This is a genomic window from Pedobacter riviphilus, from assembly GCF_014692875.1.
Lineage (GTDB): Bacteria > Bacteroidota > Bacteroidia > Sphingobacteriales > Sphingobacteriaceae > Pedobacter > Pedobacter riviphilus.
On the sequence record NZ_CP061171.1, the window covers coordinates 3539296 to 3562943 of the forward strand.

General features: G+C 37.6%; 16 protein-coding genes. 5 read left to right on the forward strand and 11 right to left on the reverse strand.

Annotated features, from left to right (window positions below):
• Positions 1-137 precede the first annotated feature (137 nt).
• From H9N25_RS14425 to H9N25_RS14440, 4 genes are all read left to right on the forward strand, one after another.
• Positions 138-1379, forward strand: coding sequence for a carboxypeptidase-like regulatory domain-containing protein (locus tag H9N25_RS14425; protein ID WP_190326362.1), 1242 nt, complete (start codon positions 138-140; stop codon positions 1377-1379).
• 490 nt (positions 1380-1869) lie between these two features.
• Positions 1870-2961 carry a carboxypeptidase-like regulatory domain-containing protein gene (locus H9N25_RS14430; protein WP_223833391.1) on the forward strand — a complete coding sequence of 364 codons (1092 nt, stop codon included), beginning with the start codon at positions 1870-1872 and terminating at the stop codon, positions 2959-2961.
• A gap of 232 nt (positions 2962-3193) precedes the next feature.
• Complete coding sequence (locus H9N25_RS14435; RefSeq protein WP_190326363.1) at positions 3194-4261, forward strand: PA0069 family radical SAM protein; 1068 nt, start codon at positions 3194-3196, stop codon at positions 4259-4261.
• Positions 4262-4426: 165 nt separating this feature from the next.
• On the forward strand, positions 4427-5299 hold the full coding sequence (locus H9N25_RS14440; protein WP_190326364.1) for an ATP-grasp domain-containing protein: 873 nt from the start codon (positions 4427-4429) through the stop codon (positions 5297-5299).
• Positions 5300-5447: 148 nt separating this feature from the next.
• Here H9N25_RS14440 and H9N25_RS14445 read toward each other — a convergent pair whose 3' ends face one another.
• The 8 genes from H9N25_RS14445 to H9N25_RS14480 all read right to left on the reverse strand — a co-directional run bounded on the left by H9N25_RS14445 (position 5448) and on the right by H9N25_RS14480 (position 19243).
• Positions 5448-5963 carry a CAP domain-containing protein gene (locus tag H9N25_RS14445; protein WP_190326365.1) on the reverse strand — a complete coding sequence of 172 codons (516 nt, stop codon included), beginning with the start codon at positions 5961-5963 and terminating at the stop codon, positions 5448-5450.
• Positions 5964-6109: 146 nt separating this feature from the next.
• Complete coding sequence (locus H9N25_RS14450; RefSeq protein ID WP_167296670.1) at positions 6110-8662, reverse strand: ATP-dependent Clp protease ATP-binding subunit; 2553 nt, start codon at positions 8660-8662, stop codon at positions 6110-6112.
• A 539-nt stretch (positions 8663-9201) separates the two neighbouring features.
• The gene (locus H9N25_RS14455; RefSeq protein ID WP_190326366.1) at positions 9202-9696 is read right to left on the reverse strand and encodes a BLUF domain-containing protein; all 495 of its coding nucleotides are present in this window, start codon (positions 9694-9696) and stop codon (positions 9202-9204) included.
• A gap of 430 nt (positions 9697-10126) precedes the next feature.
• The gene (locus H9N25_RS14460) at positions 10127-11365 is read right to left on the reverse strand and encodes a hypothetical protein (protein WP_190326367.1); all 1239 of its coding nucleotides are present in this window, start codon (positions 11363-11365) and stop codon (positions 10127-10129) included.
• 153 nt (positions 11366-11518) lie between these two features.
• Entirely contained in the window at positions 11519-12730 is a 1212-nt protein-coding gene (locus H9N25_RS14465; protein ID WP_167296673.1) for a DUF4998 domain-containing protein, read from the reverse strand.
• A 30-nt stretch (positions 12731-12760) separates the two neighbouring features.
• Positions 12761-13960 (reverse strand): DUF5000 domain-containing lipoprotein, encoded by a 1200-nt coding sequence (locus tag H9N25_RS14470; RefSeq protein ID WP_190326368.1) that lies wholly within the window; start codon positions 13958-13960, stop codon positions 12761-12763.
• Between the two features lie 25 nt (positions 13961-13985).
• On the reverse strand, positions 13986-15971 hold the full coding sequence (locus tag H9N25_RS14475) for a RagB/SusD family nutrient uptake outer membrane protein (protein ID WP_223833392.1): 1986 nt from the start codon (positions 15969-15971) through the stop codon (positions 13986-13988).
• A gap of 20 nt (positions 15972-15991) precedes the next feature.
• Positions 15992-19243 carry a SusC/RagA family TonB-linked outer membrane protein gene (locus H9N25_RS14480; protein WP_190326369.1) on the reverse strand — a complete coding sequence of 1084 codons (3252 nt, stop codon included), beginning with the start codon at positions 19241-19243 and terminating at the stop codon, positions 15992-15994.
• Positions 19244-19972: 729 nt separating this feature from the next.
• On the opposite strand from H9N25_RS14480, the gene ettA reads away from it, so the two are divergent.
• Positions 19973-21652, forward strand: coding sequence for an energy-dependent translational throttle protein EttA (ettA, locus tag H9N25_RS14485; RefSeq protein WP_167296676.1), 1680 nt, complete (start codon positions 19973-19975; stop codon positions 21650-21652).
• Between the two features lie 124 nt (positions 21653-21776).
• Here ettA and H9N25_RS14490 read toward each other — a convergent pair whose 3' ends face one another.
• The 3 genes from H9N25_RS14490 to H9N25_RS14500 form a co-directional block, all read right to left on the reverse strand.
• Positions 21777-22163: a hypothetical protein gene (locus H9N25_RS14490; RefSeq protein ID WP_167296677.1), complete on the reverse strand. Its 387-nt coding sequence runs from the start codon at positions 22161-22163 to the stop codon at positions 21777-21779.
• A gap of 19 nt (positions 22164-22182) precedes the next feature.
• Complete coding sequence (locus H9N25_RS14495) at positions 22183-22530, reverse strand: hypothetical protein (protein WP_190326370.1); 348 nt, start codon at positions 22528-22530, stop codon at positions 22183-22185.
• A gap of 325 nt (positions 22531-22855) precedes the next feature.
• Positions 22856-23593 (reverse strand): GDSL-type esterase/lipase family protein, encoded by a 738-nt coding sequence (locus H9N25_RS14500; RefSeq protein WP_190326371.1) that lies wholly within the window; start codon positions 23591-23593, stop codon positions 22856-22858.
• Positions 23594-23648: the final 55 nt, after the last annotated feature.

A 23648-nucleotide genomic window follows, 5' to 3' on the forward strand; every position in this document is an offset into this window, starting at 1 on the left:
GGACCATCTAGAATTCAATAGTATTTAGCCGTCTGTAAGGACACAGACCATGACGATAGACCGAAAAATTTCAAAAAGCACTAATAATTTTACATCCGCGCCTTATTAAAACTAACAAATTAGTTTATATTTAAATAATGAAATCTTTTATACTTCTACTTTCATTATTAATCATCGGTAACTTTTGTGCTGCTCAACAAAGTTATATTCTTTCGGGTATAGTTAAAGATAAACGGGGTGAGGCTTTACCCGGTGCAGGCGTATATGTAAGTGGTTATAAAATTGCGACCGTTTCTAACAATGATGGTAGTTATAGCCTACCGCTAAAACCTGGCAATTACGATATTTTGGCACAGCTTATTGGCTATAAAGCGCTAAATAAAAACGTTATTATTTCAGACAAGGCCATAAAACTCGATCTGATTTTGGAAGAAAGCATTACCCAATTAAATGAAGTAACCATTAAGCCAGATCCGAACAGGGAACATTATATTGCCATGTTCAAAGATTTTTTTATTGGTACAACACCAAATGCCGCGCAATGTAAAATGATTAATCCAAATGTGCTGATGATCGATTACGATCAGGACAATGCTTTACTTACTGTAAAATGCAACCAGTTTCTCATCATCGAAAATAAGGCATTGGGCTACCGAATCAAGTACCTGGTTAATAATTTCGAGTACAGCCGTAAAACCAACATTGTTTATTACCAGGGCTTTCCTACCTACGAAGATTTAAAAGGTTCTAAGCACAAAAAGGAAGTTTGGAATAAAATGCGTTTAACAGCCTACCTTGGCTCTCCCCAGCATTTTTTTAAATCGTTATACCATAAAAAGGTCACCGAAGAAGGTTTTATCATCAACAAATTAAAAAGTATCCCTAATAGCAACAGGCCCAAAGACAGCCTAATTAATGCCAATATCAGGCGATTTACCCAGGCTCAAACCTTTACAGGTAATATTCACCTCACCATGGGCGATTCGCTAAATTACTGGATCAAAAAGAAAAATCTACCTAAGGAGGTTTCGGTATTGAGCAAAGTTCCTGTGTTGCAGGATACACTGGCCAGACTAACAACCGAACCTGCCATTCAGGAAATTAATTTTACTGATAAACTTTATGTGGTTTATACTAAAGAGCCCGAGAATCCCGCATTTACAGGAAGGATTGGTTTCGCTATTAGCAGGCCACCCGATTATTTTGGCTATCAGGTATCAACTATCACCTTACAGCAACCTCCTATTTATTTTTACGAAAACGGAGGCATTTACAACCCGCGATCGATGCTTTTTTCGGGCTATTGGGCCTGGGAAAAAATAGCGGATAGCGTGCCGATGGATTATTTACCTCCTGCTAATTTAGAAGAGAAAAAGTAGAAATGGCATCAGCCCGATTTAAAGCACAACTACGGTAGATTATTTTTTTCCTTTTTTTGGAAAGCAGGCAGTGCTATTGGGTTCAAACGGTCCCGCATTTCGTTACAAATCCTTGCCTTCATGCTTCAGGCAGGGGTTTAGCTGGCAATACCAGTAATACTATTCAGGTACCATGCAAACCTACCTTTGTTAAATAAACGCGACAGAGCGGGTAGCCCACAGTGAAGCCTAGCGTAACGAGGACTACAAGCGATGGCGGGACTGCTCTAGCCATGAAAAACAGGCCTTTCGTTTTCAGAAAACAATATTTGCTATTCACTTGACCTATTTTAATCAAATTCCCTTCTTAAAGATCTTTCGATGCACTCAGGATTACAAATTGTATTAGCCCGCTCTCAGCTCAAAATGACGATTATTTGCAAATGTTAAATTTGTTAAAAATCTTTTGCGTTTTTAATAAATATTACGCCTTTTGGTTACATTCGTCTCTATGATTAAAAGCCTTTTAGTAGCCCTTACGCTGATCATATTGGGTACTAATGCCATTGCTCAAAACACCTTCTCAATTAGTGGTTTGGTTCGGGATCAAAAAGATGGATTACCTGGCGCAAGTATCTATTTAAGTGGGTACAAGATTGCTACTGTGGCTGATAACGATGGTCGATTTAAATTATCTAATCTAAAACCGGGCAGTTACGATCTGCTCGTTCAACTGGTTGGTTATCTCCCCTATTCTAAAAGTGTAATCATTTCCGATAAATCGGTACAGGTAGAACTGGTTTTGAAAGAAAATGTTGCGCAGCTGGAAGAAGTTGTAATTAGGGCCGATCCCAACCGTCAGAAGTATATCAACCAGTTTAAAGACTTTTTTATTGGGAAAACGCCAAATGCTTTACAGTGCAAGATATTAAATCCACAGGTGCTAAATATAGATTTCGACATAACCAAAAGTACCTTAACGGTTTCTACAACTGAGTTTCTGATTGTAGAGAATAAAGCTTTAGGTTATCGGCTTAAATATATGCTTGACCGTTTCGAGTATAATTCGAGAACACATATCATTTATTATTCTGGTCACCCGTTTTTTGAAGAATTAAAAGCATCGGCGGCTAAAAAGAAAAAGTATATTGCTGCCAGAGAGGTTGCATATTATGGTTCGTCGCAACATTTCTTCCGTTCGCTTTATGCCAACAAAACGCAAGAAGAAGGGTTTATCATTAATAAGATGATTAAAGTACCCAATCCTAACCGTTATCCTGAATATTTAATTAATGCCAATTTAGAAAAGATTAAGGCTGTACCGGAGAAAACAGGTATCAGACAGAATAAAGGTAAAATAGATACCGCCCTGCTCGCCTTTTGGACCAAACAAAAAGAAATGCCCCGAACCATCGACAAATTTTCGAGAGCAGAGGTACTTACCGATACTTTAGTGCACTATTTTAACCAGAATTTGAAATACTTGAGCTATACCGATGCTCTTTTGATTCAGTATACCAAAGAAAAGAATCACTTGCTTATTCTAAAACAGGTTTCTGGATTTTCAGGCCTCTGGATGTTCCGGAAAATGAAATTTCAGTAGCGAATTTAACCGGCGAAGGTGTGCGTTTCTACGAAAATGGTGGCATTTATGATTCCAGATCATTGCTTTATGAAGGTTACTGGGCGTATGAAAAAGTGGCCGATATGGTACCGATGGATTATGTACCTCTCCCAAAGAAGTAAACGAATGAAGTTGCTAGTGAAAATAAAAATGTTGAAAAGTAGGCATTCGTAGAAATTAAAATTACTAAAAATATTAGTAATTTTAATTTATGATCGGCGAAGAAGAAAAACAATATTTTAAAGGACGGGGCGCTCAAGTTAATCCACACAATAAATTTTTAAAGGATGTTTATGTAAAGGAACATGACGAAGGAATAGATGACTGGGAGGAGAGCGATCGAAAAACTTCCTTTATTTTTGAAAATTCGAAAACCATTGTAAACAAAGTTGACAGCCCCGATGTAGGCATGGCTTATTCTTTAAATCCATACCAGGGCTGCGAACATGGCTGTACTTATTGTTATGCCCGCAACTCGCATCAATATTGGGGTTATAGCGCAGGAATTGAGTTTGAACGGAAAATAATCGTTAAAAAAGATGCCCCAGCACTATTTAAAAAGTTCTTAGAGAAAAAAGGCTGGGATGCTACCACTATTTCTCTTTCTGGCAATACCGATTGTTACCAGCCTGCTGAAAGGAAGTTTAAACTTACCAGGCAGCTGCTCGAAATTGCATTGGCCTACAAACAGCCCATCGGTATGATTACCAAAAATTCACTTATTCTTCGCGATCGGGATATTCTGCAAGAAATGGCGAAGCTGAATCTCTGCATGGTTTACGTTTCCATCAATAGCTTAAATGAAGATTTAAGGCAGGTGATGGAACCCCGTACTACAACTGCTAAACAGCGCTTAAAGGTTGTAGAGGAACTTAGTAAAGATGGAATCCCTATGGGGGTTATGGTTGCTCCACTTGTGCCTGGTTTAAGCGACCATGAAATTCCTAAAATTTTAAAGGCTATAGCAAATGCTGGTGCGATTAAGGCGGGTTATACGGTGGTGAGGCTAAATGGAGCGATTGGGCAAATATTTGAAGACTGGCTACAGAAAAATTTCCCAGATCGTTTTGATAAAGTTTGGCATATGATTCAAAGTTGCCATGGTGGGCATGTTAACGATAGCAGATTTGGCGATAGAATGCGGGGAGATGGTAATATTTCTCAAATGATCAGAGATAATTTTAGGCTGCACTGCCGTTTAAATGGCTTAAATGTAAAAGACATTATTTTAGACCACACTTTGTTCAAAATTCCAAGTAACCAGGTGAGTCTGTTTTAAAATTCGGGGAGAAAAATCCCTAGCGCTCAGGCCGTGGTTTTATCATCACGGCCATCTCAACGTTTTGGTCCTGATCTGCAATCGGGATGTTAGAACAATCAAAATATTAGATTCTTTATAAACCCAAATTTGTAATCCACATTGATTAAACTTAGTTTTAACCTTATGAATATTGCCTTAATAACCTACCTAGATAAAGGTGCTTACGATACAACTACCGTTGAAAGTGAGGATGATAAACTCTTATATTTTTTAAAAGATAAAGGATTAAATATTGAAAAAATCATCTGGAATGATACAAACATTAAATGGGAAGATTACTCGCTTGCCATTTTAAAATCGCCATGGGATTACTTTGACCTGATTGAAGAATTTTACGCCTGGCTCGACCTTTTGGAAGCTAAAAAAGTGAGGCTGCTTAACCCAATCGATGTGGTGAGGTGGAATTCGAATAAAAAATATCTTCAGGAGATTGAAACTGCCGGCTTAAAAATTATACCCAGCGCCTTTATCAATAAGCAGGAAGATGTAACGTTTAAACACTTCTTTGAAAAATTTAATACCAATAAATTAATTGTGAAGCCCTGTGTGAGTGGCGGCGCAAAAAATACCTTCAAGGTGACAGCAGAAAATGTTGAAGAAGTAAACCAAAAGCTAGATAAACTTATTCAGGAAGAAGATTTTATTGTTCAACCGTTTTTGCCAGAAATCCTGGACAGTGGCGAATGGTCTTTCATTTTCTTTAATGGTGTATATAGTCATTCGTTAATCAAACAGGCTAAACCTGGCGATTTTAGGGTTCAGCCAGCCCATGGCGGCACTGTTCATCCACACAAACCTAACGAAGAACTGGTTGCTACGGCACAGCAATATGTAACGTTGTTTGCTAAAGATTGCCTATATGCGCGGGTTGATGGTACTATTGTTAATGGCAATTTTTTATTGATGGAACTGGAATTGATAGAACCTTTCCTATTTTTAAATACCGAACCCGAAAATTATATTCGGTATTATAAGGCATTGAAGGAGCTGATGTAAAGAGAATCGTCATTTTGAGCGGAGTGCAACCGAGTCGAGAACCACATTAGTACTCAGCGAAGCTGAATCTACTGTAAATAGATCTCTCCCCGCCTGCACTGGCAGGTATTCCACTGCGTTCCAAAAGATGACGATTGTTAGTTTTAGATTACTTAGCGGCAAAAACCTGTACCCAATAGTTATCTGTTTTGGCTGCACCCATTTCTTTAAAAGATGCTGTCATGATGTTTTTGCAGTGACTTTCGCTGGCAATCCAATCATTAAAAACCTGTGCTTCTGTAGTTTGCCCAAATGCAATATTTTCACCCACTGTTGTCCAGTTATAGCCAGTCGCCGTAACCCTCGAACCAACTGTTTCGCCATTTGCAGAGGTATGTACCATGCTTTTAATCGATGCCATGTATTTACTTTGATAAATTGCAGCCGAGGCCAGATTGGCATTCCAGGTTAAAGCTGCAACAGGTGGCATTTTAGTAGTACCGCAATTACAACCGGCCAAACGGGTATCGTTAACCAGTTTTAACAGCACATCGTTGTTAATGTTCGTAGCAGTAGAGTTTTCTATTTTTAATGTTGTATCTGGTGTATTGGAATCAGTTCCTTTTTTACAGGACAATGCACAACATAGCGTTAAACACGCTAAAGAAAAGGTAATTAGTTTCATTAATAAGGAATAGTTTAAGGAAAGGTACAACGATTTTCTTTATAAAAATTAATTTCTACCTATTTTTTTATATTCCAAAAAACAGCTAAGTAGTAGTCTAGTATCCTAAACAAAAAAACTCCCGATTTTTATCGGGAGTTTCTTACTTATTTACTTGAAGAATCTTCTTCTTGTTTTGGCTCTTCTTTTTTCTTTTCGCCTTTTTTGTGGTTGATCAAAATCTGTTCGGTAGTTTTATCATAATCAATTTCTAAAACGTCACCTTCAGCCAATTCGCCTTTAAGAATCTCTTCAGCAATTGGATCTTCTAAATATTTCTGAATGGCTCTTTTTAACGGACGAGCACCAAAATTACTATCAAAACCTTTATCAGCAATATATTCTTTAGCATTTTCAGTTAATGCAATTTCATAACCAAGGGTATGAACGCGACCAAATAAGGCTTTTAATTCGATATCGATAATTCTGAAGATTTCTTCTTTACCCAAGCTATTAAATACCACTACATCATCAACACGGTTTAAGAACTCAGGAGCAAAAGCACGTTTTAAAGCACTTTCGATTACACCACGGCTGTGAGAATCGGCCTGATTTGTTTTCGCTGTTGTAGAGAAACCAACGCCTTGACCAAAATCTTTTAGCTGACGGGCACCAATATTAGATGTCATAATGATGATTGTATTTCTAAAATCAACTTTACGGCCTAAACTATCGGTTAATTGTCCCTCATCTAAAACCTGTAATAAGATATTGAATACGTCAGGGTGCGCTTTCTCAATCTCATCCAATAAGATTACGGCATAAGGTTTTCTTCTAACTTTTTCAGTTAATTGTCCGCCTTCTTCATAACCTACATATCCTGGAGGCGCTCCCACTAAACGTGACACCGCAAATTTCTCCATATACTCACTCATGTCGATCTGGATCAAAGAATCATCACTATCGAACATGAAACGAGCCAATTCTTTCGCCAATTCTGTTTTACCTACACCAGTTGGGCCTAAGAAAATAAATGAACCGATTGGTTTTTTAGGATCTTTTAATCCAGCTCTTGTACGTTGAATGGCTTTGGTTAATTTTTTGATCGCATCGTCCTGACCGATAATTTTCTCAGCCACCTTATCGTACATGTTCAACAGTTTTGCACTGTCTGTTTGCCCCACACGTTGTACCGGAATACCAGTCATCATCGAAACCACTTCGGCTACGTTATCTTCTGATACTTCGTAACGTTTAGTTTTGGTTTCGGCTTCCCACTCCGCTTTAGCTTTATCTAATTCTTCAATTAAATTTTTCTCTGTATCGCGTAGTTTTGCCGCTTCTTCGTATTTCTGGCTACGTACAACCTTGTTTTTCTCTAATTTGATATCTTCAATTTTAGCTTCAATATCAATAATGTTCTGAGGAACATGGATGTTGGTTAAGTGAACACGTGAACCTGCTTCATCTAAAGCATCAATGGCTTTATCAGGTAAGAAACGATCAGAGATATAACGCGATGTTAAAGTAACGCAAGCTAAAATAGCTTCATCAGTATAAGTTACACCATGGTGTTCTTCGTACTTATCTTTTATACGTGTTAAAATTTCTACAGTTTCATCCGGTGTAGCCGGTTCTACCATCACTTTTTGGAAACGACGGTCTAAAGCACCATCTTTTTCAATGTACTGACGGTATTCATCTAATGTTGTAGCACCAATACATTGAATTTCGCCCCTTGCCAAAGCAGGTTTGAACATATTGGATGCATCTAATGAACCTGATGCGCCACCAGCACCAACAATGGTATGGATCTCATCAATAAATAAAATTACATCTGTAGATTTTTCAAGCTCGTTCATCACGGCTTTCATACGTTCTTCGAACTGGCCACGGTATTTTGTACCGGCCACCAGTGATGCCAAATCTAATGTAACTACACGTTTACCAAAAAGCACACGCGAAACTTTACGTTGCACAATGCGTAAGGCAAGGCCTTCTGCAATTGCCGATTTACCAACACCTGGTTCTCCGATTAAAATCGGATTGTTCTTTTTTCTGCGGGATAAAATCTGCGATACACGCTCAATTTCTTTCTCGCGACCTACAATAGGATCTAAACGACCTTCTTCAGCAGCTTTTGTTAAATCACGGCCGAAGTTATCCAAAACAGGGGTTTTAGATTTTATATCTGAAACCTTTTTAGGCGTACTAAAGCTTTCTTCTTCGCGATAATCATCATCGCCTCCTGTAGAAGCACTATTTGAGATATCATCTCTGAAACCATTTTTATTCACTTCAACCTCCTGTTTAAAAACATCGTAAGTAACACCATACTGCAATAAGATTTGCGAGGCGATGTTATCATCATCTCTCAAAACCGATAATAGCAAATGTTCGGTGCCAATTAAATCGCTTTTAAATATTTTGGCTTCTAAATAAGTGATTTTTAAAACTTTTTCTGCCTGTTTTGTTAATGGAATATTGCCTAAGTTTACTGTAACACTCGAAGTACCGCGAACGGCATCTTCAATTGAGCGGCGCAATTTACCGGTATCAACCCCTAACGATCGTAAAATTTTTATAGCCATGCCATCGCCTTCGCGGATGAGGCCCAATAATAAATGCTCGGTTCCGATGTAATCGTGCCCTAAGCGGAGCGCTTCCTCCCTACTAAAAGAGATTACATCTTTAACCTGTGGTGAAAATTTTGCTTCCATAATACCTTTCTTAACAGCTACGTCCCTAAACTATAAAATAACTTTATAAAAACGAACGTACTGTTTTCTTTATTTTATCAACAATTGCGCCATATGGGTGGATAAAGAGGCTTTTGAATGCCTGAGAACCCAAAATTCAATGTAAGACTATCGCTTCGACAAATATTATTTTATTTATATCTATCTACGTAATAAGTGTTCTATAGGTTTTAAAGGGACATTTGCCAAAAACATCCGATTACAAATATTACATTGTCGGTTTATTGTAAGGATTTTTTCGCCATCAAAAACTGACAATATGTATCTTTTTACTAAGGCAATTTACAAGTTTTGACAGAAAAACAAAAACAACGTGACATCATTTAACAATTTCATTAGATAAAAATCAACAAACGAATCCAATAGACCCACCCTATAATAATCTTAATACGAGATTAACTGTAATTAGGTTGTTTTTGTTTTTTAAACATAGTAGTTTATTGCAATTCATTTTTCATAAAGAAAGTATATCCTTTGGTATGCAGCTTTAACCGTTTGGGCTATAAAAACGTTTCAGCTAATTGCGCTTTGTTGTTGGAGGATAACTTCTGCAAAAACTGCAACGGAACATCAGTAGCACCAAGTTTATTACATCGTGAAACTAAATCATTTAAATCGAAATGGCCAGATAGCGATTGATAAAATTCTCCGGCAGCCTGCTCAAACCCCACACTCCAATCTGTAAAACAACGTCGGTCATATTTGCCAATTTGCAGTAAAGCAACTGATTCATGACGTTCGTCATTTACAATTTTTTTAAAAAGTCTGCGGATGATCCGTTCATCCCCTTCCAGCAATTGCATAAACCTTCCTTTACTCTTTGTAATTTGCTGACCTCTTACATACAATAGTATTCCGGTAATATTATTCCGGTTATTAAAATCCTTACACTGATTAAGCAAGACTTTAAGTTCATCGTGATTAAACAAATCACTCTCTACACTTGTATAAATTAAATAAAAGACGGGTTTTAAAATTTCATTCTCAAATTTCATAGGGATAATTAACGCTATTTTTTATATCTCCGATAAAATACGCCAATTATCTGATTATTCTTAAAAAAATTAAACAAAAAAACAACCTCAATCGCTTAAATTCAACTAAAAAACTATTAACAAACCAATTATTTACCTTTATAGGCTAATGGTTTAGAAAATAATAAGCATAATTTTCGTTTTTATTTTAGCCGCCAAGAAAAAATCGTCTATTTTCTTTAAAACATGATCTACAAAACAAACATTGTTTTGATGATGATAAAACATAAAAGAACATGGGCTTCTCTTTACGCTGATGTACGAGTTTTAGATTTTCCCAGTTGCAAAATGGCAACCGGGAAAATCAAAAAATCAGGAAGCTTAAAAATGAGTACTAATTTTCATTGTACGATGCAAAATTGACAGATATACTATTATATCAGAATAATCATTATGGGATATAGGCACCGCTGAATTCCGTTAAACCATCTTTACGCATGGCTTCGATAATTAAACAGGTATAGGCAAAATCCCAGCTTGAAGTAACCTCTGAATTCTGATTAAGACCATAAGGCCAGTAATGTTGGCTATCACCACTAAGTTGGGCCGTATTGTCATTTGTGATCTGCCTCAATATTGCGGTTACGCTTGGTGCTTGCAGTTTACCATTAACAAGCGTACTCCACCACCACGAAGAAGTTCCGGTACCTAAAGTGTGCGAACCTTCATGAAGCATTGTTCTGAGGTTTTGATAGGAAGAATTGGTTCCAAACCGCATCCAACCTTGATTGTTGGCATCGGCCGTTGGTACACCGTCAACATAATTTAAATACACGTGTTTCGTAACAGAGGTATAGTTGTTAAAATACCAAAGTGCACTATCAATGGCCACCTGCAACCTGCCATATGCCGCAAGCTCTTCTGCACCAGGATTTTGAGATTTGTTAAAGGTGTAGGTGAAATTACCTTTTGCAATGGTTTTAAAGGTAATTTCATTACTATAATTCACACCCTTCGCATTAATGGCATAGGCCCTGGCATAATAGGTGGTTTTTGGTGTAAGGTTCTTTAAGCTCACCCTAAACTTACCAAGTCCCGCATTATTATGCTTCACTTTGCTATTGCTGATGGTAGGATTTGGCGAGGATGCATAAACAATACCTCGTTCTGTAATGGCATCTCCACCATCTGTTAACACTTCAATATCTGCTGCTGCTACCGTTGAGCCTATAATATACATAGGCGAAAAACCAAATGTAGAGCTGGCTATACTGGCTGTGGTGAGTTCGATTTCATTACCGTAAGCAACTCCTGCTTTATTAATGGCGAAGGCTCTGACATAATATTTAGTGGAAGCCGTTAAGCCCGTAAGCTGACTGGTAAAAACACCTGCCCCGTTAATGCTAATAACACCAACCTTCTTGCTGTCAATAGTTGGTTTTGGTGAGGTACTCCAGCAAATTCCCTGGTCAGTAACAGCAGAACCTCCCTTATCGGTAATGGTTCCTCCGCCCGTTGCACCAGTAGTTGTAATGGAAGTAAATTCGGTAGTAGTTAAAGTAGCGACAGCACCAGTTACCTCCGTCTTAGTAGTTGTAGGTTCTGCTACTTTTTCAGTTTTTTTACAGCCAACGAATAAAGTAAGAACCATAAACGCCGGGATGAGATATATTTTAGGTTGGTTATTCATTTTTTTTCGTTATCAGAAGTTAATGCCGATAGATTTAAGCACTAATAATTAAGAGGAATGATCATAATCTTCCTACGAACACCTTATTAAGCGTAAGTATTTTTTATAGAAAAACACCCTGGGAAAGTGACCATCCCAAGGTGTTTATTTAATCTATTTAGCCCACTTCAATAATTTGACGCTTTTAACTTTTATATATTGGCCAGAATTATCTATCGATACGCCGAAACCTATTGAGACAGTGGTTTGTTGCGTAAGTGAAAAATTCAATTCACCATCAGCGATATTAGCATAAGCAATAGCCGCAGCCGGAATATCAGTTACATTCGGTAAGGTATTACCGGCAGCAACAGCAATATACCTTGAACCTCCGCTATTCTGATCAATACCTGATAACCTAAAAGTATATCTGCCCGCGGGCAATGTGATGGTTTGATAAATAAGACCATTGGTAACAGGTGTATTGATTCCCCAGCCGGATTCGAAAGATAATACACCAACGCCACTTCTTAACTCATACCCACCATATTGATTGTTGTTGATATTCTTAGCACCTGAACTAGTGGTCCATCCTGCTAATGTTCCCCATCTTGATCCATCGTAAGCAGCTCTTGTAAATGGGCCGGTATTCGATAATAAGCTGGTCATATCTTCATCAACGGAGAGATTGGCCGAATAAGCTACTCTGAAAGTATCTACACAATTTGTATCGGGCAGAAACAAAGTACGGTACTTAAATGTAGAACCACTCTTGTAATTTTTAAGAATTGTTTTGGTAGAATCAATCGGTGTTCTAACCGTAACCAAGGTGTTGCTGGAATTGGTATACTGAAGTTCAGTGGTAAAAACACCGGTTAATTTATCCATACCTAACCACTGGATGGTTGCGTTGCCATCTGTTCCTTTAACCGCTGTGGAAATCCCGCGGTTACTTAGTGAAGCTTTATAACGATCGCCATAAGATCTGGCATTGGCATAAACCGGAATAGACTTATTACCCGCTTTATCATAAGTATATATGGTAAAATTCTGTAAACCTTCTGTACTGATGGGTATAGAGTAATTAAGTGTATCTACGATATTTTTTTTCACAACCGGGATTACTATTGAATCTTTTTTGTTGTTCCAAAATATTTTACAACTTACAACTTTAGGATCTGCCAGAAAAAGTCCTTTTAACACTACTCTCGAATCACCGGAATACATTTTCACAGAATCCAGCTTACCTGTATAAGAAATTTCACCACCTGCTACAAATTTCTTAAAGTCATCCTGTTTGGTACAGGCACTGTAAACACCTGCAACCAATATGAGCAAGGCAAAAACAGTTAACTTTTTATATTTTTTTGATTTATAATTATTCATCTTTATAATTTTTAAATGAAACTTAAATCGCTATCGCGGATCTCCATAACATTGAATCTCAGAAATGGATTGAAAAGTTGTGCCCTGCCAGTTTTTATTAGATTTAATGCGCAGATAACGGAATTTTTTACCAACAGCTCCAAAAGTATAACTGATACCGGCATTGGCAAAGGCATAATCTTCTGATGTTTGAACACCATAAGCACTACCTGATGGTTTTGTAGATTTATATGATCCAATCATTACCCAATTATTAAAGCTACCATCTGCAGGAGGGTTATCCGATGCCCAGATCTCAAAATCCTTTAAATTTCCACCATAATAATACATCCTTCCGGCATTCAGATATTCAGGATAGTTCCACACCACAATTCTGCTTAAAACAGCAGGTTTTCCGATATCGAAAGTTACCCATTGTGGTGTTATCTGTGTTACATCTGTAAGTGAACACCTTGGCCAGTCAATAAAGTTATTATCCCACATATTCTCTAATGCAGTTGAAGTGTAAGTCTGTACTGCATCTGTTGGAAGTTTTAACGCTTTATACAGCGATTTAGAAAGTGCTGTTTCATACAGTGGCTTTAAGGTAGTATATAAGGTATCACTATAATTTAACCACCTGTCGCGAATAGTAATGGCAAATTTACTGCTAAGTGTGTCCAAACCACGAATTGACTGGTTAATATCTGCCGCAGAAGTGTATATGTTTTTACCCAGCGATTCATATTTACCATTTTTCATGATCATTACTTCAATGGATAAATCGGCTTTGGCCGGATTGCTTGATGTAAAGTTAATCCCTGCAAAATCAGGTATCACTTTTAGGTTTCTGAACACCCCCCTAATTGGATTTTCCAAAGGTTTTATTTTAACAATTTTTGGTGCTGAAGCGACCTCACTTCTGTTTACAGCATAAATCATCACTTCATGTTCATTGGTATCGCCAAAGCCTTCTACCAATAGGCTGCTGCTATAATAAGATGCTTTAACTTCAGCCTGCGTACCATTTGCTAGTTTATATACCGCTTTAACATAAAGCAAATCCTTGTCAGCAGGCAAGGTATAGCTAATTTTTGCATTTGCCGGACCGTTCTCTACTAAAATGTTGGAAACCTGCCCTGGTGGCGTTTCATTCTTTTCGAATGGTATAAGTGCCTCCTGCTTACATCCTATAAATGATACTATCATCATTGATAGCACCCAAAAAAATAGTTTATTAATCTTTTTCATATTTTTCTATTGATTAATGATAATTTTACCATCCAGGGTTTTGTACCAGATTAGGGTTAACTGTCAAATCATAAGTTCTAATTGGCCACAAATAATCACGCGGTGCTATAAAATTCTGATTTAATACCGTTCTCACACGATAATAAGACTGCTCGTCAGGCTGGTTTACACTCCATGCTGTAATGGGCTGGTTAAACATCTCGGCTGCACGTTTCCACCTTCTGATGTCCCAATAGCGGCTACCTTCAAAAGCCATTTCAATTAAACGCTCCTGTTGAATAATCTGGCGCATACCATCTTTAGTGGTATATTTTGATGGATTGGTTGAATAGTTCGTCCATGATGTTTCTACACTTTGTAAACCTGCCCTGGTTCTGATTTTATTAATATAATTATATACATCAGAAGAAGGACTTGACAAAGTCTCATTTAATGCTTCCGCATACATCAGATATAAATCTGCTAAACGGACCTCCGGCCATGCATAAGTTCTGTATGTTGCCCCGCTGTTGCTTTGCGACATATTCCAATCCACCACTTTCTTAACAAAATAACCAGTTTCATTATACCAGCCAAAGTTATTTGCGCCGGCCAATTGTGTAGATTTTGCTTCAACAGTATAGGTATTTTCATCAGAGCCTGAAGGGCTGTCATATTTGTACCAGGTAGCGCCGTCAAATGCTAAATCGGCATAGAAACGTGGCTCTCTGTCAAAATTTAATCTTGCAGTATTATACCCTTCTTTGATGTAAAAACGCTCAGCTTTTACCGCTTTCCTAATAGTATAGCGATTACTGAAATCGAGTGTTTTATCTTCATTGATAGGTACTCCGTTTTTTGAATAAAACATCTCTGCAATCTTAATAGGCGGCGCTAATTGTTGTCTGGCTGATCCTACCGGGATCGGATCTGAACCTTTCATTAAACGTGGCATAGCTACCTGTTGCATAAATGATGATAAACTATTTGGGTTAGCCCAAACATGCTCAGAATTTTGAGCAACTCTTTCCGTCAAAGCTCCTCTGATGGTAAGCTGCCTCAATGTACTGTCAGATAATTTAAACTGTGACCCAGGAAATTGATATAATTTAAATCCTGCACTTTCGGCTGCATCTACCGCAGCTTTTGCCGCATCCTTAGCCTTTATCCATTTATTAGCATCGTATGTAGTATTAAAAAGGGCAACTCCATCTTTATCCCTGAAGCCTGCATAATCTGTATTTCCATTAAACAACGGGCTTGCCGCTGTGAGGAGTAATCTAGCCTTAATTGCAAGTGCGATAGGTTTTGTAATACGTCCCAGCTCATTGGTCCTATCGGTAATAATCATGGGTAAGTTGGTTGTCGCTTCATCCAACAAATTATTCACATAATTTACACAATCATCAAAAGGCATCCTTTTAATCCTTACTTCCTCAACAGATGCATCAAGATTCAGATTTTTATCTACGATTGGAATCGGGCCATACATACGCAGCAGCAAAAAGTTATAATATGCTTTTAAAAATTTTACTTCTGCAATCCAGCGCTGTCTTTCATCCAATTTAAGATCCGGAACTTTGGTTTGATCCTGTACATTATCCAAGAAAATATTACAAGTTCTGATCGCTTTGTATAAACCAAAGTTATCATTATATCCTCCTCCCTGATAACGTCCATTCCATGCATCCATTAATGGATTGTCGGCATTCTGGCTACCTCTGGCTATACGCCAACCATAGGAGATAAATTCCCGCTCTTCTATATTTGACCAGATTTCATCCCCAGCCATAAACCCCATATTATATAATGGTTCGCCGTCTTTAGGCAAAAAGGAATAACAGGTAAATAAATACTTTTCTGCCTCACTTCTTAAGGTAAATGCATTGTCTATTGTGGCCACGTTATCAGGAACGATATCCAGATACTTTTTACACGAGCCCAATAAAACTAAACTCAGCATTAAAATGGTGGCAAACCCCATTAAACCAGGCTTCTTTTTATTTTGAAATAATATTTCGGTACTTTTCATTGTATTTTCTTTAACAATCTTTAAAAACTTAAACTCACACCTAAATTGTATACCGTTTGTACAGGGTAACCTAAACCGTTTCCACCCATTTCGACATCCCATAAGCTAAATGAACTAAATGCGGTAGGATTACTGGCATTTAAATAAAACCGGGTAGCCTTGATTCCAAGTTTGTTTTGGATTCTAGTTGGAAGATTATAACCAATCTCTACCGTTTTTAATCTTAAAAATGATCCATTACGCATCCACCAGGTTGATGTTTGATTATTATTAGCAATAAATTTATCGCTCAATCGTGGCCAGAATGCATATATATCACGATTTTCTTCACTCCAATGGCTCTTGGCAATCACATCAAGAAGACCATTTTGCGAACCTCCGTTAAATACAAAAGGAGAAATATTTTGCGGATTGATAAAAAATGATGAACGGGCAGAACCTTGGAAAAAAGCAGAGATATCAAAACCTTTAAAGCCAAATGTTCCTCCAAAACCATAAATAATTTCTGGTGCTTGTGGTAGTCCGATAGGCACAGCATCCGCTTCTGATATGATACCGTCCCCATTTACATCTCTGTATTTGAGATCACCACCACCGTAATCAAGTCCAGGTTTACCGGCAAACTGCACAGGTGAATTTTTGGCTTCAGCATCGTCAACAAATAGCCTTTCTGCGATATATCCAAAAGTTTGCGTACTTGGTAGTCCTACACGGGAGCGGTATGCCTCATTTGTATTATAAGCAGGCTCATCGTTGATTAAGATTTTATTAGTAGCATAGGTAAGATTACCTCTTAACTGCAAATACATACCGTTTCCAAAAGACTTGTTATAATTAGCCGAAAAGTCAACTCCCCTGCTTTCCATCTCATTGGTATTGGCCTTAACTGCCGCCTGAAGTCCCATTGTACTTGGCACATATACCCTATCTGTTAAAATATTTGAGCGGTTTTGTTTATATACATCAATATTGAGACTTAATGCATCAAACAGGGTCATGTCCAAACCAAGATTGAGTTGCTTAGATTTTTCCCATGTGATTAAAGGATTTGCATAACGAGAAATAGAGATACCATTTTTATAATAAAAGTTATTCTCTCCAAATGTTCCGCCAAAATCTCCATTATTCATGTTTACCTCTGAAAGATAGAAGAAACGATCCTGAGTTCTTCCAATTTGATCATTACCGGTTATCCCATAAGTGGCTCTTAATTTTACATTGCTTAATACTTTGCTCAATGGCTTGAAGAATTTTTCATTTGAGATCAAATAACCCAAACCAAATGATGGAAAGAAACCAAAACGATTATTTGCAGCAAAACGCTCCGATCCATTATAACCAAAATTGAATTCTGCCAGATAGCGATTATCATATCCATAAGTTGCACGTCCGGACACGCCCTGATTACGGGATGGCAACGACAACTGAAGACTTCCTGCATTTGCAGCCAGATAATTCCTCATATTGGTAATCAACATTCCGGTTACCGCGTGTTTCTCTTTAAAAGTATGATTATAATTTACAGCTACTTCTGTATAAAAAGTAGAGTTTAAACTTTTAGTTCCTTCTGAATAATTAAGATATTCTGTTCCTGTAAGTCCATATGTTGGAGGTGCACCACTATTTAATAAGTTGAGCATAATATCTCCACCTGCCGGATTAGGAACAGCTGAATAGTAAAAAGGATTATAATTGCGCGCAATATCAAAATAGGAATACCGGATTACGTAAGACATCAGTCGCGCACTTAAACCTGGTAGTACCCCTTTTAAATCTTGCTTTAGTTCAATTTGTGTTTGTAAGGTTGAAGAATTGTTATCCTGATATCCTTTCACCATTTCTGCGTAAGGATTAATATAAAGTGATCCACTAGGAGAAATTGCGTTACCGAATAGAGGATGTTTGGAATAGGGCTGATAACTTGCAGGATAAACTGCAGGGAACATCACCGGATTTGACCAAAGTGCCTGATTAAAAATCTTCTGACCGCCATTGATTTTATTTCCCTTATCATCAAAACCGCCAACCGGGCCTCTGTAATCATCAAACTGACCATAAACCCTCACAATAGCTTCCGTAGTGTTGGTTAGGTTTATATTAACCGTAGATCTCAATGAATAGTTTCTAAGTTTGATGTTACTATTGAAATTATTGAGATCTGCCACTTTCAGTACCCCATTATCAATATTATAAGTACCCGAAATATAATAGCTTGCTTTACTTCCACCACCCGTTACGTTCATATTATAACGTTGGTTAAATGTATAATCCTTAATTAACTCTTTTATCCAGTTGTTATTAGGATATAAAAGCGGATTCTCACCAGCCGCCGTAGCATCAATTTTAGTCTGCAGGTAAGGCAATATCGCCAATCTACTCCTGGTCAAAGCTGCTTCGTTAGCCAGTTTCATATAAGTAACATTATCTGCGAATTTGAAATTTTTCGTATTGCCGGATAATGAAGTTTCAGCACGGAAAAAATATTTGGTTTCTCCAGCCTGTCCTGCTTTTGTTAAAATCAAAAGTACACCATTTGCACCCCTGGCCCCATAAACTGCTGAAGCAGTTGCATCCTTCAACACGTTGAATGAGGCAATATCATCAGGCTGTAAACGTGCCATATCATTTTGAGTAGATTCTACACCATCAATCAAAATTAACGGATCTTGCTTACCTGCACCGAAACTACCCAACCCCCGAATAAAAAAAGACGCATTATCTGCACCTGGTTCACCGCTACGTTGATAAGCAATCATACCAGCCACTCTTCCTGCCAGCATTGTTGTCAGGTTACTGGTTGGTCCTTTTAGCTCTTTTGGGTTAATGGAAGTGATGGAACTGATCACACTGGTTTTTTTCTGTGTACCAAAACCAACCACAGCAACGTCATTAAGTGTATTCGCATCCGGCTTTAATACTACGCTAATAGTATATACTCCATCACTTCCATGTTCATAGTCAGCAATGCTTTTTGTTACTGCTTTGTATCCCACTAAGCTAAAAAGTAATTTTCCAGATTTTGCAACCTTAATGGTATAGCGCCCCTGATCATCTGTGGATATTCCACGGCTTGATCCAGATACCTTAACGTTTACCCCGGGTAAACCGCCTACAGTATCTCTCACCACCCCCTTAACAGTTACTTCACTTTGTGCAGAAGCAGAAAAACAAAAGCCCGTGAACATTATTATGCCCACAAGCGTTCGGAAAACGCTTCCACGGAAAAATAAACAGCCCGAATTTTGAGCCTTCTTTTTGTAGATTTTTCTCATTGTTTGATTTTAGTTTGATATAGTTTGTCGATTAGTTTATTCATGAGCATACCAATCACCATATGGTCAAACCTTATGATGGCAGATATTCTTACTTTGCAAAACTCAGCTGAAAGCTTTTCTAGTTAGTGAAAGAGCTTGATGATAAATTAGGCAAAATCATCTATTATAGAGATAACTATAAGCAGATGTTATTCTAATGTTTTTAATAGTTTGGTTTTCTTCATATGTGCATTATTATATTTGGTTGGTTGCAACAAATTAACTACTAAAATCCCTATCCGAGTGAGGGGCAATATGGTAATTTTTAGGGGCCAAATTAATATGAAAAGCCTTTCAACTACTCAATTAAACACATTTCATCAAATTAAAACGTTTAACTAACGTTTATTTTTTTTCGAAAAAAAATTATTACTAACGCACGAAGTTTTGAAGAATACAGCAAATGGTTATAATACTTGTTAAAGTTTAGATACCCTCTGGTTTCGATGACATTATAATATAGCAGGATTCTAAGTCCTTTAATTCGAAATTATGATCCAGCCATCGTCAAAAAGTTATGATATACTTCATAAACCACTTTGTAATGGGCTTGTTGTTCTTATCTTTGTAAGCAATTTTGGCGTTGCCATTATTTGGTTGGGCAAAATCAGTCTGTAAGAAAAACTGTTACCTTCCTTTAATATCAATCTTAGCATTAAAAACTACTTTAAAAACAATACAATTATAATGTCTGACGAAAAAATAATCTTTTCAATGGCAGGAGTAAATAAAATTTACCCTCCACAAAAACAGGTTTTAAAAAATATTTACCTTTCTTTCTTTTACGGGGCTAAAATCGGGGTTATCGGTTTAAACGGCTCTGGTAAGTCATCTCTTTTAAAAATTATTGCTGGTTTAGATAAATCTTATCAGGGCGAAGTGGTTTTCTCACCAGGTTATTCGGTGGGTTATTTAGCGCAAGAACCGATCTTAGATCCAGAAAAAACCGTTCGCGAGGTGGTTGAAGAAGGCGTTGCCGAAGTTACCGCCATTTTAAAAGAATACGAAGAAGTAAATGAGGCCTTTGGTTTGGAAGAAAACTATTCTGATCCTGACAAAATGGATAAGTTAATGGCCAGACAGGGCGAACTTCAGGATAAAATCGATTCTTTGGGCGCCTGGGAAATTGATTCGAAATTGGAAAGAGCCATGGATGCCTTACGTTGCCCTGATCCTGACACTAAAATAGGTGTATTATCGGGAGGTGAACGCCGCCGTGTGGCCATGTGCCGTTTATTGCTTCAACACCCTGATGTATTGTTACTGGATGAGCCTACCAACCACTTGGATGCCGAAAGTATCGATTGGTTAGAGCAATTCTTACAAAACTACGAAGGAACCGTTATTGCAGTTACCCACGATAGGTATTTCTTAGATAATGTGGCCGGATGGATTTTAGAGTTAGACCGCGGTGAGGGTATTCCATGGAAAGGGAATTACAGCAGCTGGTTAGATCAGAAAGCAAAACGTTTATCGCAGGAAGAGAAAACAGAAAGCAAACGCCAGAAAACTTTGGAACGTGAGCTGGAATGGGTACGTATGGCACCAAAAGCACGTCATGCAAAATCTAAAGCACGTTTAGCCAACTACGATAAATTAGCTTCAGAAGATGGCAGAGAAAGAGAAGATAAATTAGAGCTCTTTATTCCTGCAGGCCCACGCCTGGGTAATGTGGTAATTGAAGCAACAAATGTTACCAAAGCTTACGGCGATAAAGTATTGTTCGATAACTTAAACTTCTCCCTTCCTCCAGCAGGTATTGTGGGTATTATTGGTCCCAATGGTGCAGGTAAAACCACATTATTCCGTTTAATTACCGGACAGGAAGAAGCAGATGCCGGTACTTTCCGTGTTGGCGAAACGGTTGAGCTGGGTTATGTAGATCAGATGCATAATGATTTAGATGCCGATAAAACCGTGTACGAAAATATTACCGATGGATTAGACAATATACAATTGGGAAATAAAGCGGTTAACGGACGTGCTTATGTTTCAAAATTCAACTTTAATGGTGGCGATCAGCAGAAAAAAGTAGGTATTTTATCAGGTGGTGAGCGTAACCGTGTGCACTTGGCCATTACCTTGAAAAAAGGAGCCAATGTATTGCTATTGGATGAGCCAACCAACGATATTGACGTGAATACTTTACGTGCACTGGAAGAAGCCTTAGAAAACTTTGGTGGTTGTGCCGTAGTGATCAGTCACGATAGGTGGTTTTTGGATAGGATCTGTACACACATTCTTGCTTTCGAAGGTAACTCTGAAGTTTACTTCTTCGAAGGCAACTATTCAGATTATGAAGAAAACCGCAAAAAGCGCTTGGGCGATGTTACCCCAAAACGCATCAGATATAAAAAATTAAATTAATACAAAGTCCCGATTTTCATCGGGACTTTTTTGTTTGAGAAGCGTAATTTGAAATATATTTCCAATTTCACCGAAGTCAGGTTTAGCGTCATTTTACTATAAAACTTGACTTCTTTTATTGCCGCTACATAGATGGTTGAAAAGGATTTGGCCTTTGGTTTTCTTTCGCTTTGCGTTTCCCCCTAAAAAAGAAGTACAGGTTAATAAACAGCATAATTCCAAGATAAATGGCAAAGCCACCAATTTTAGAACCCAATGCCTCAATTAAATTACGGTAATCGTTAGCGCCAATCGTAATCTTCATAATGAGCAGTGCGAAACCAATGTTCAATAGATAAAAACCCGTTTCGAAGAGTTTGTTCGTCGCATTGGCAATCTCTTCTCTTCCCTTAAAAATATCTAACATATATACCTTACTGTTTTTGAACAGCGTTTTTGAAACATAAAAAGTCAAAAAAAGTGCAACTGGTAAATAAACTGCGTAGCCGATTAAAATTTTTGTCGTTTCCATAATTGAAAATTTTAGATTGTTACTTTATTAATTTATGAATGGTATTGGTAAGCAAATAGATATTTAAATAGTGAAGAATAGACAGGATGCAAACAATGGTGGCCACTTTTACCGACATCACTTCTACAAGCTGCTGCGATGAAAGGATTGTCTCCCACCCTATTAATGTCATGGCACAGTAGCCAATATTCACCAAGTAGTAAGAAACCAGTAACGATTTATTAATCTGCTGACAGAGATCGAGATGATCGGGAATGAGTTCGGCTACAAAGATATTTCCGTTACGGTAACATATTTTTCCTACTACTACGATGATGAATACGATAACCGTTATAAAGATGGCATATCCGAGTACATTGTAATCCATAACCAACAATTTTAAATTATTTAATTTTCAGGAAAAACTGAAAGAATAGATTAAAAAAATACGCCCCTTTGGAGGCATTCTTAAAAATATATTATACTCTTTTTCCTTTCACCATGTAAAAGTAAGTCAAATTTACTAAACTTTCAAATATTACTGAAAATTAATTATAAAAGATCACTTCGTTACCATTAACAAACTTAATATAAGAAACATCTTTCCTTTGGTTAAGCAAAGGAAAGATGTTTTGATTTACATTGGTCAAATTTCTGCATCATGTTAACTGATGAACTTATAATTAACAAGTGAACTAATGGCCAATGAACTTCTAGCGACTATTTTTCAAGGCTTTTTTCACCGCAACATCCGTCACTTCTTCCATTATTTTATAACCTGCAAGGTTAGGATGAACACCATCAACTGTTAGTTCAGCCCGCTGTCCTTTCCTTTCGTCTACCAGCGGCGTCCAATAATCCAAAATGGTGTAATTTCTATCTTTGGCATAGGCCTCAATTTTTTCATTTAAGTTCACAATGGAATCGGCCGCTTTAATACGCTTATTCCATGGATATTCGTAAACAGGCAGATATTTACAGAGTATTACCTTAATATGGTGTAACCGCGCCAGTTCTGCCATCGATTTAATGTTATCCATAATCTTATCCGTGGTAACATGACCAGTATTGCCCGCAATATCATTACTACCTGCCAAAATAATCACCACTTTTGGTTTAAGGTTAATTACATCCTGCCGGAAACGGATAAGCAGTTGCGGCGAAATCTGCCCACTTATCCCCCTATCCAGATATGGGTTTTTAGCAAAATATTCAGGATCTTTCTGTTTCCAGAATTCAAAAATCGAACTCCCTAAAAATACCACCCGCTTTTCTTTTCGGTTTGGAGGTGGCAAAAGCTCATTCTCTTTCTGGTACTTTGTAAGGGCCGCCCAATCATCGGCAAAGTTTTCTTTTTCAGGTTTATTGTTTAAAGAATCCGCTTTCTGAGCCTGGGCAAACAAACTACTTGTAGAAATCAGCAAGATAAAAAACAAGAAATTACTTTTCATGGGGATATGTTATTGGTAAACGAGCGAAACGCTAAACTAAACAAACCGGGTTTAA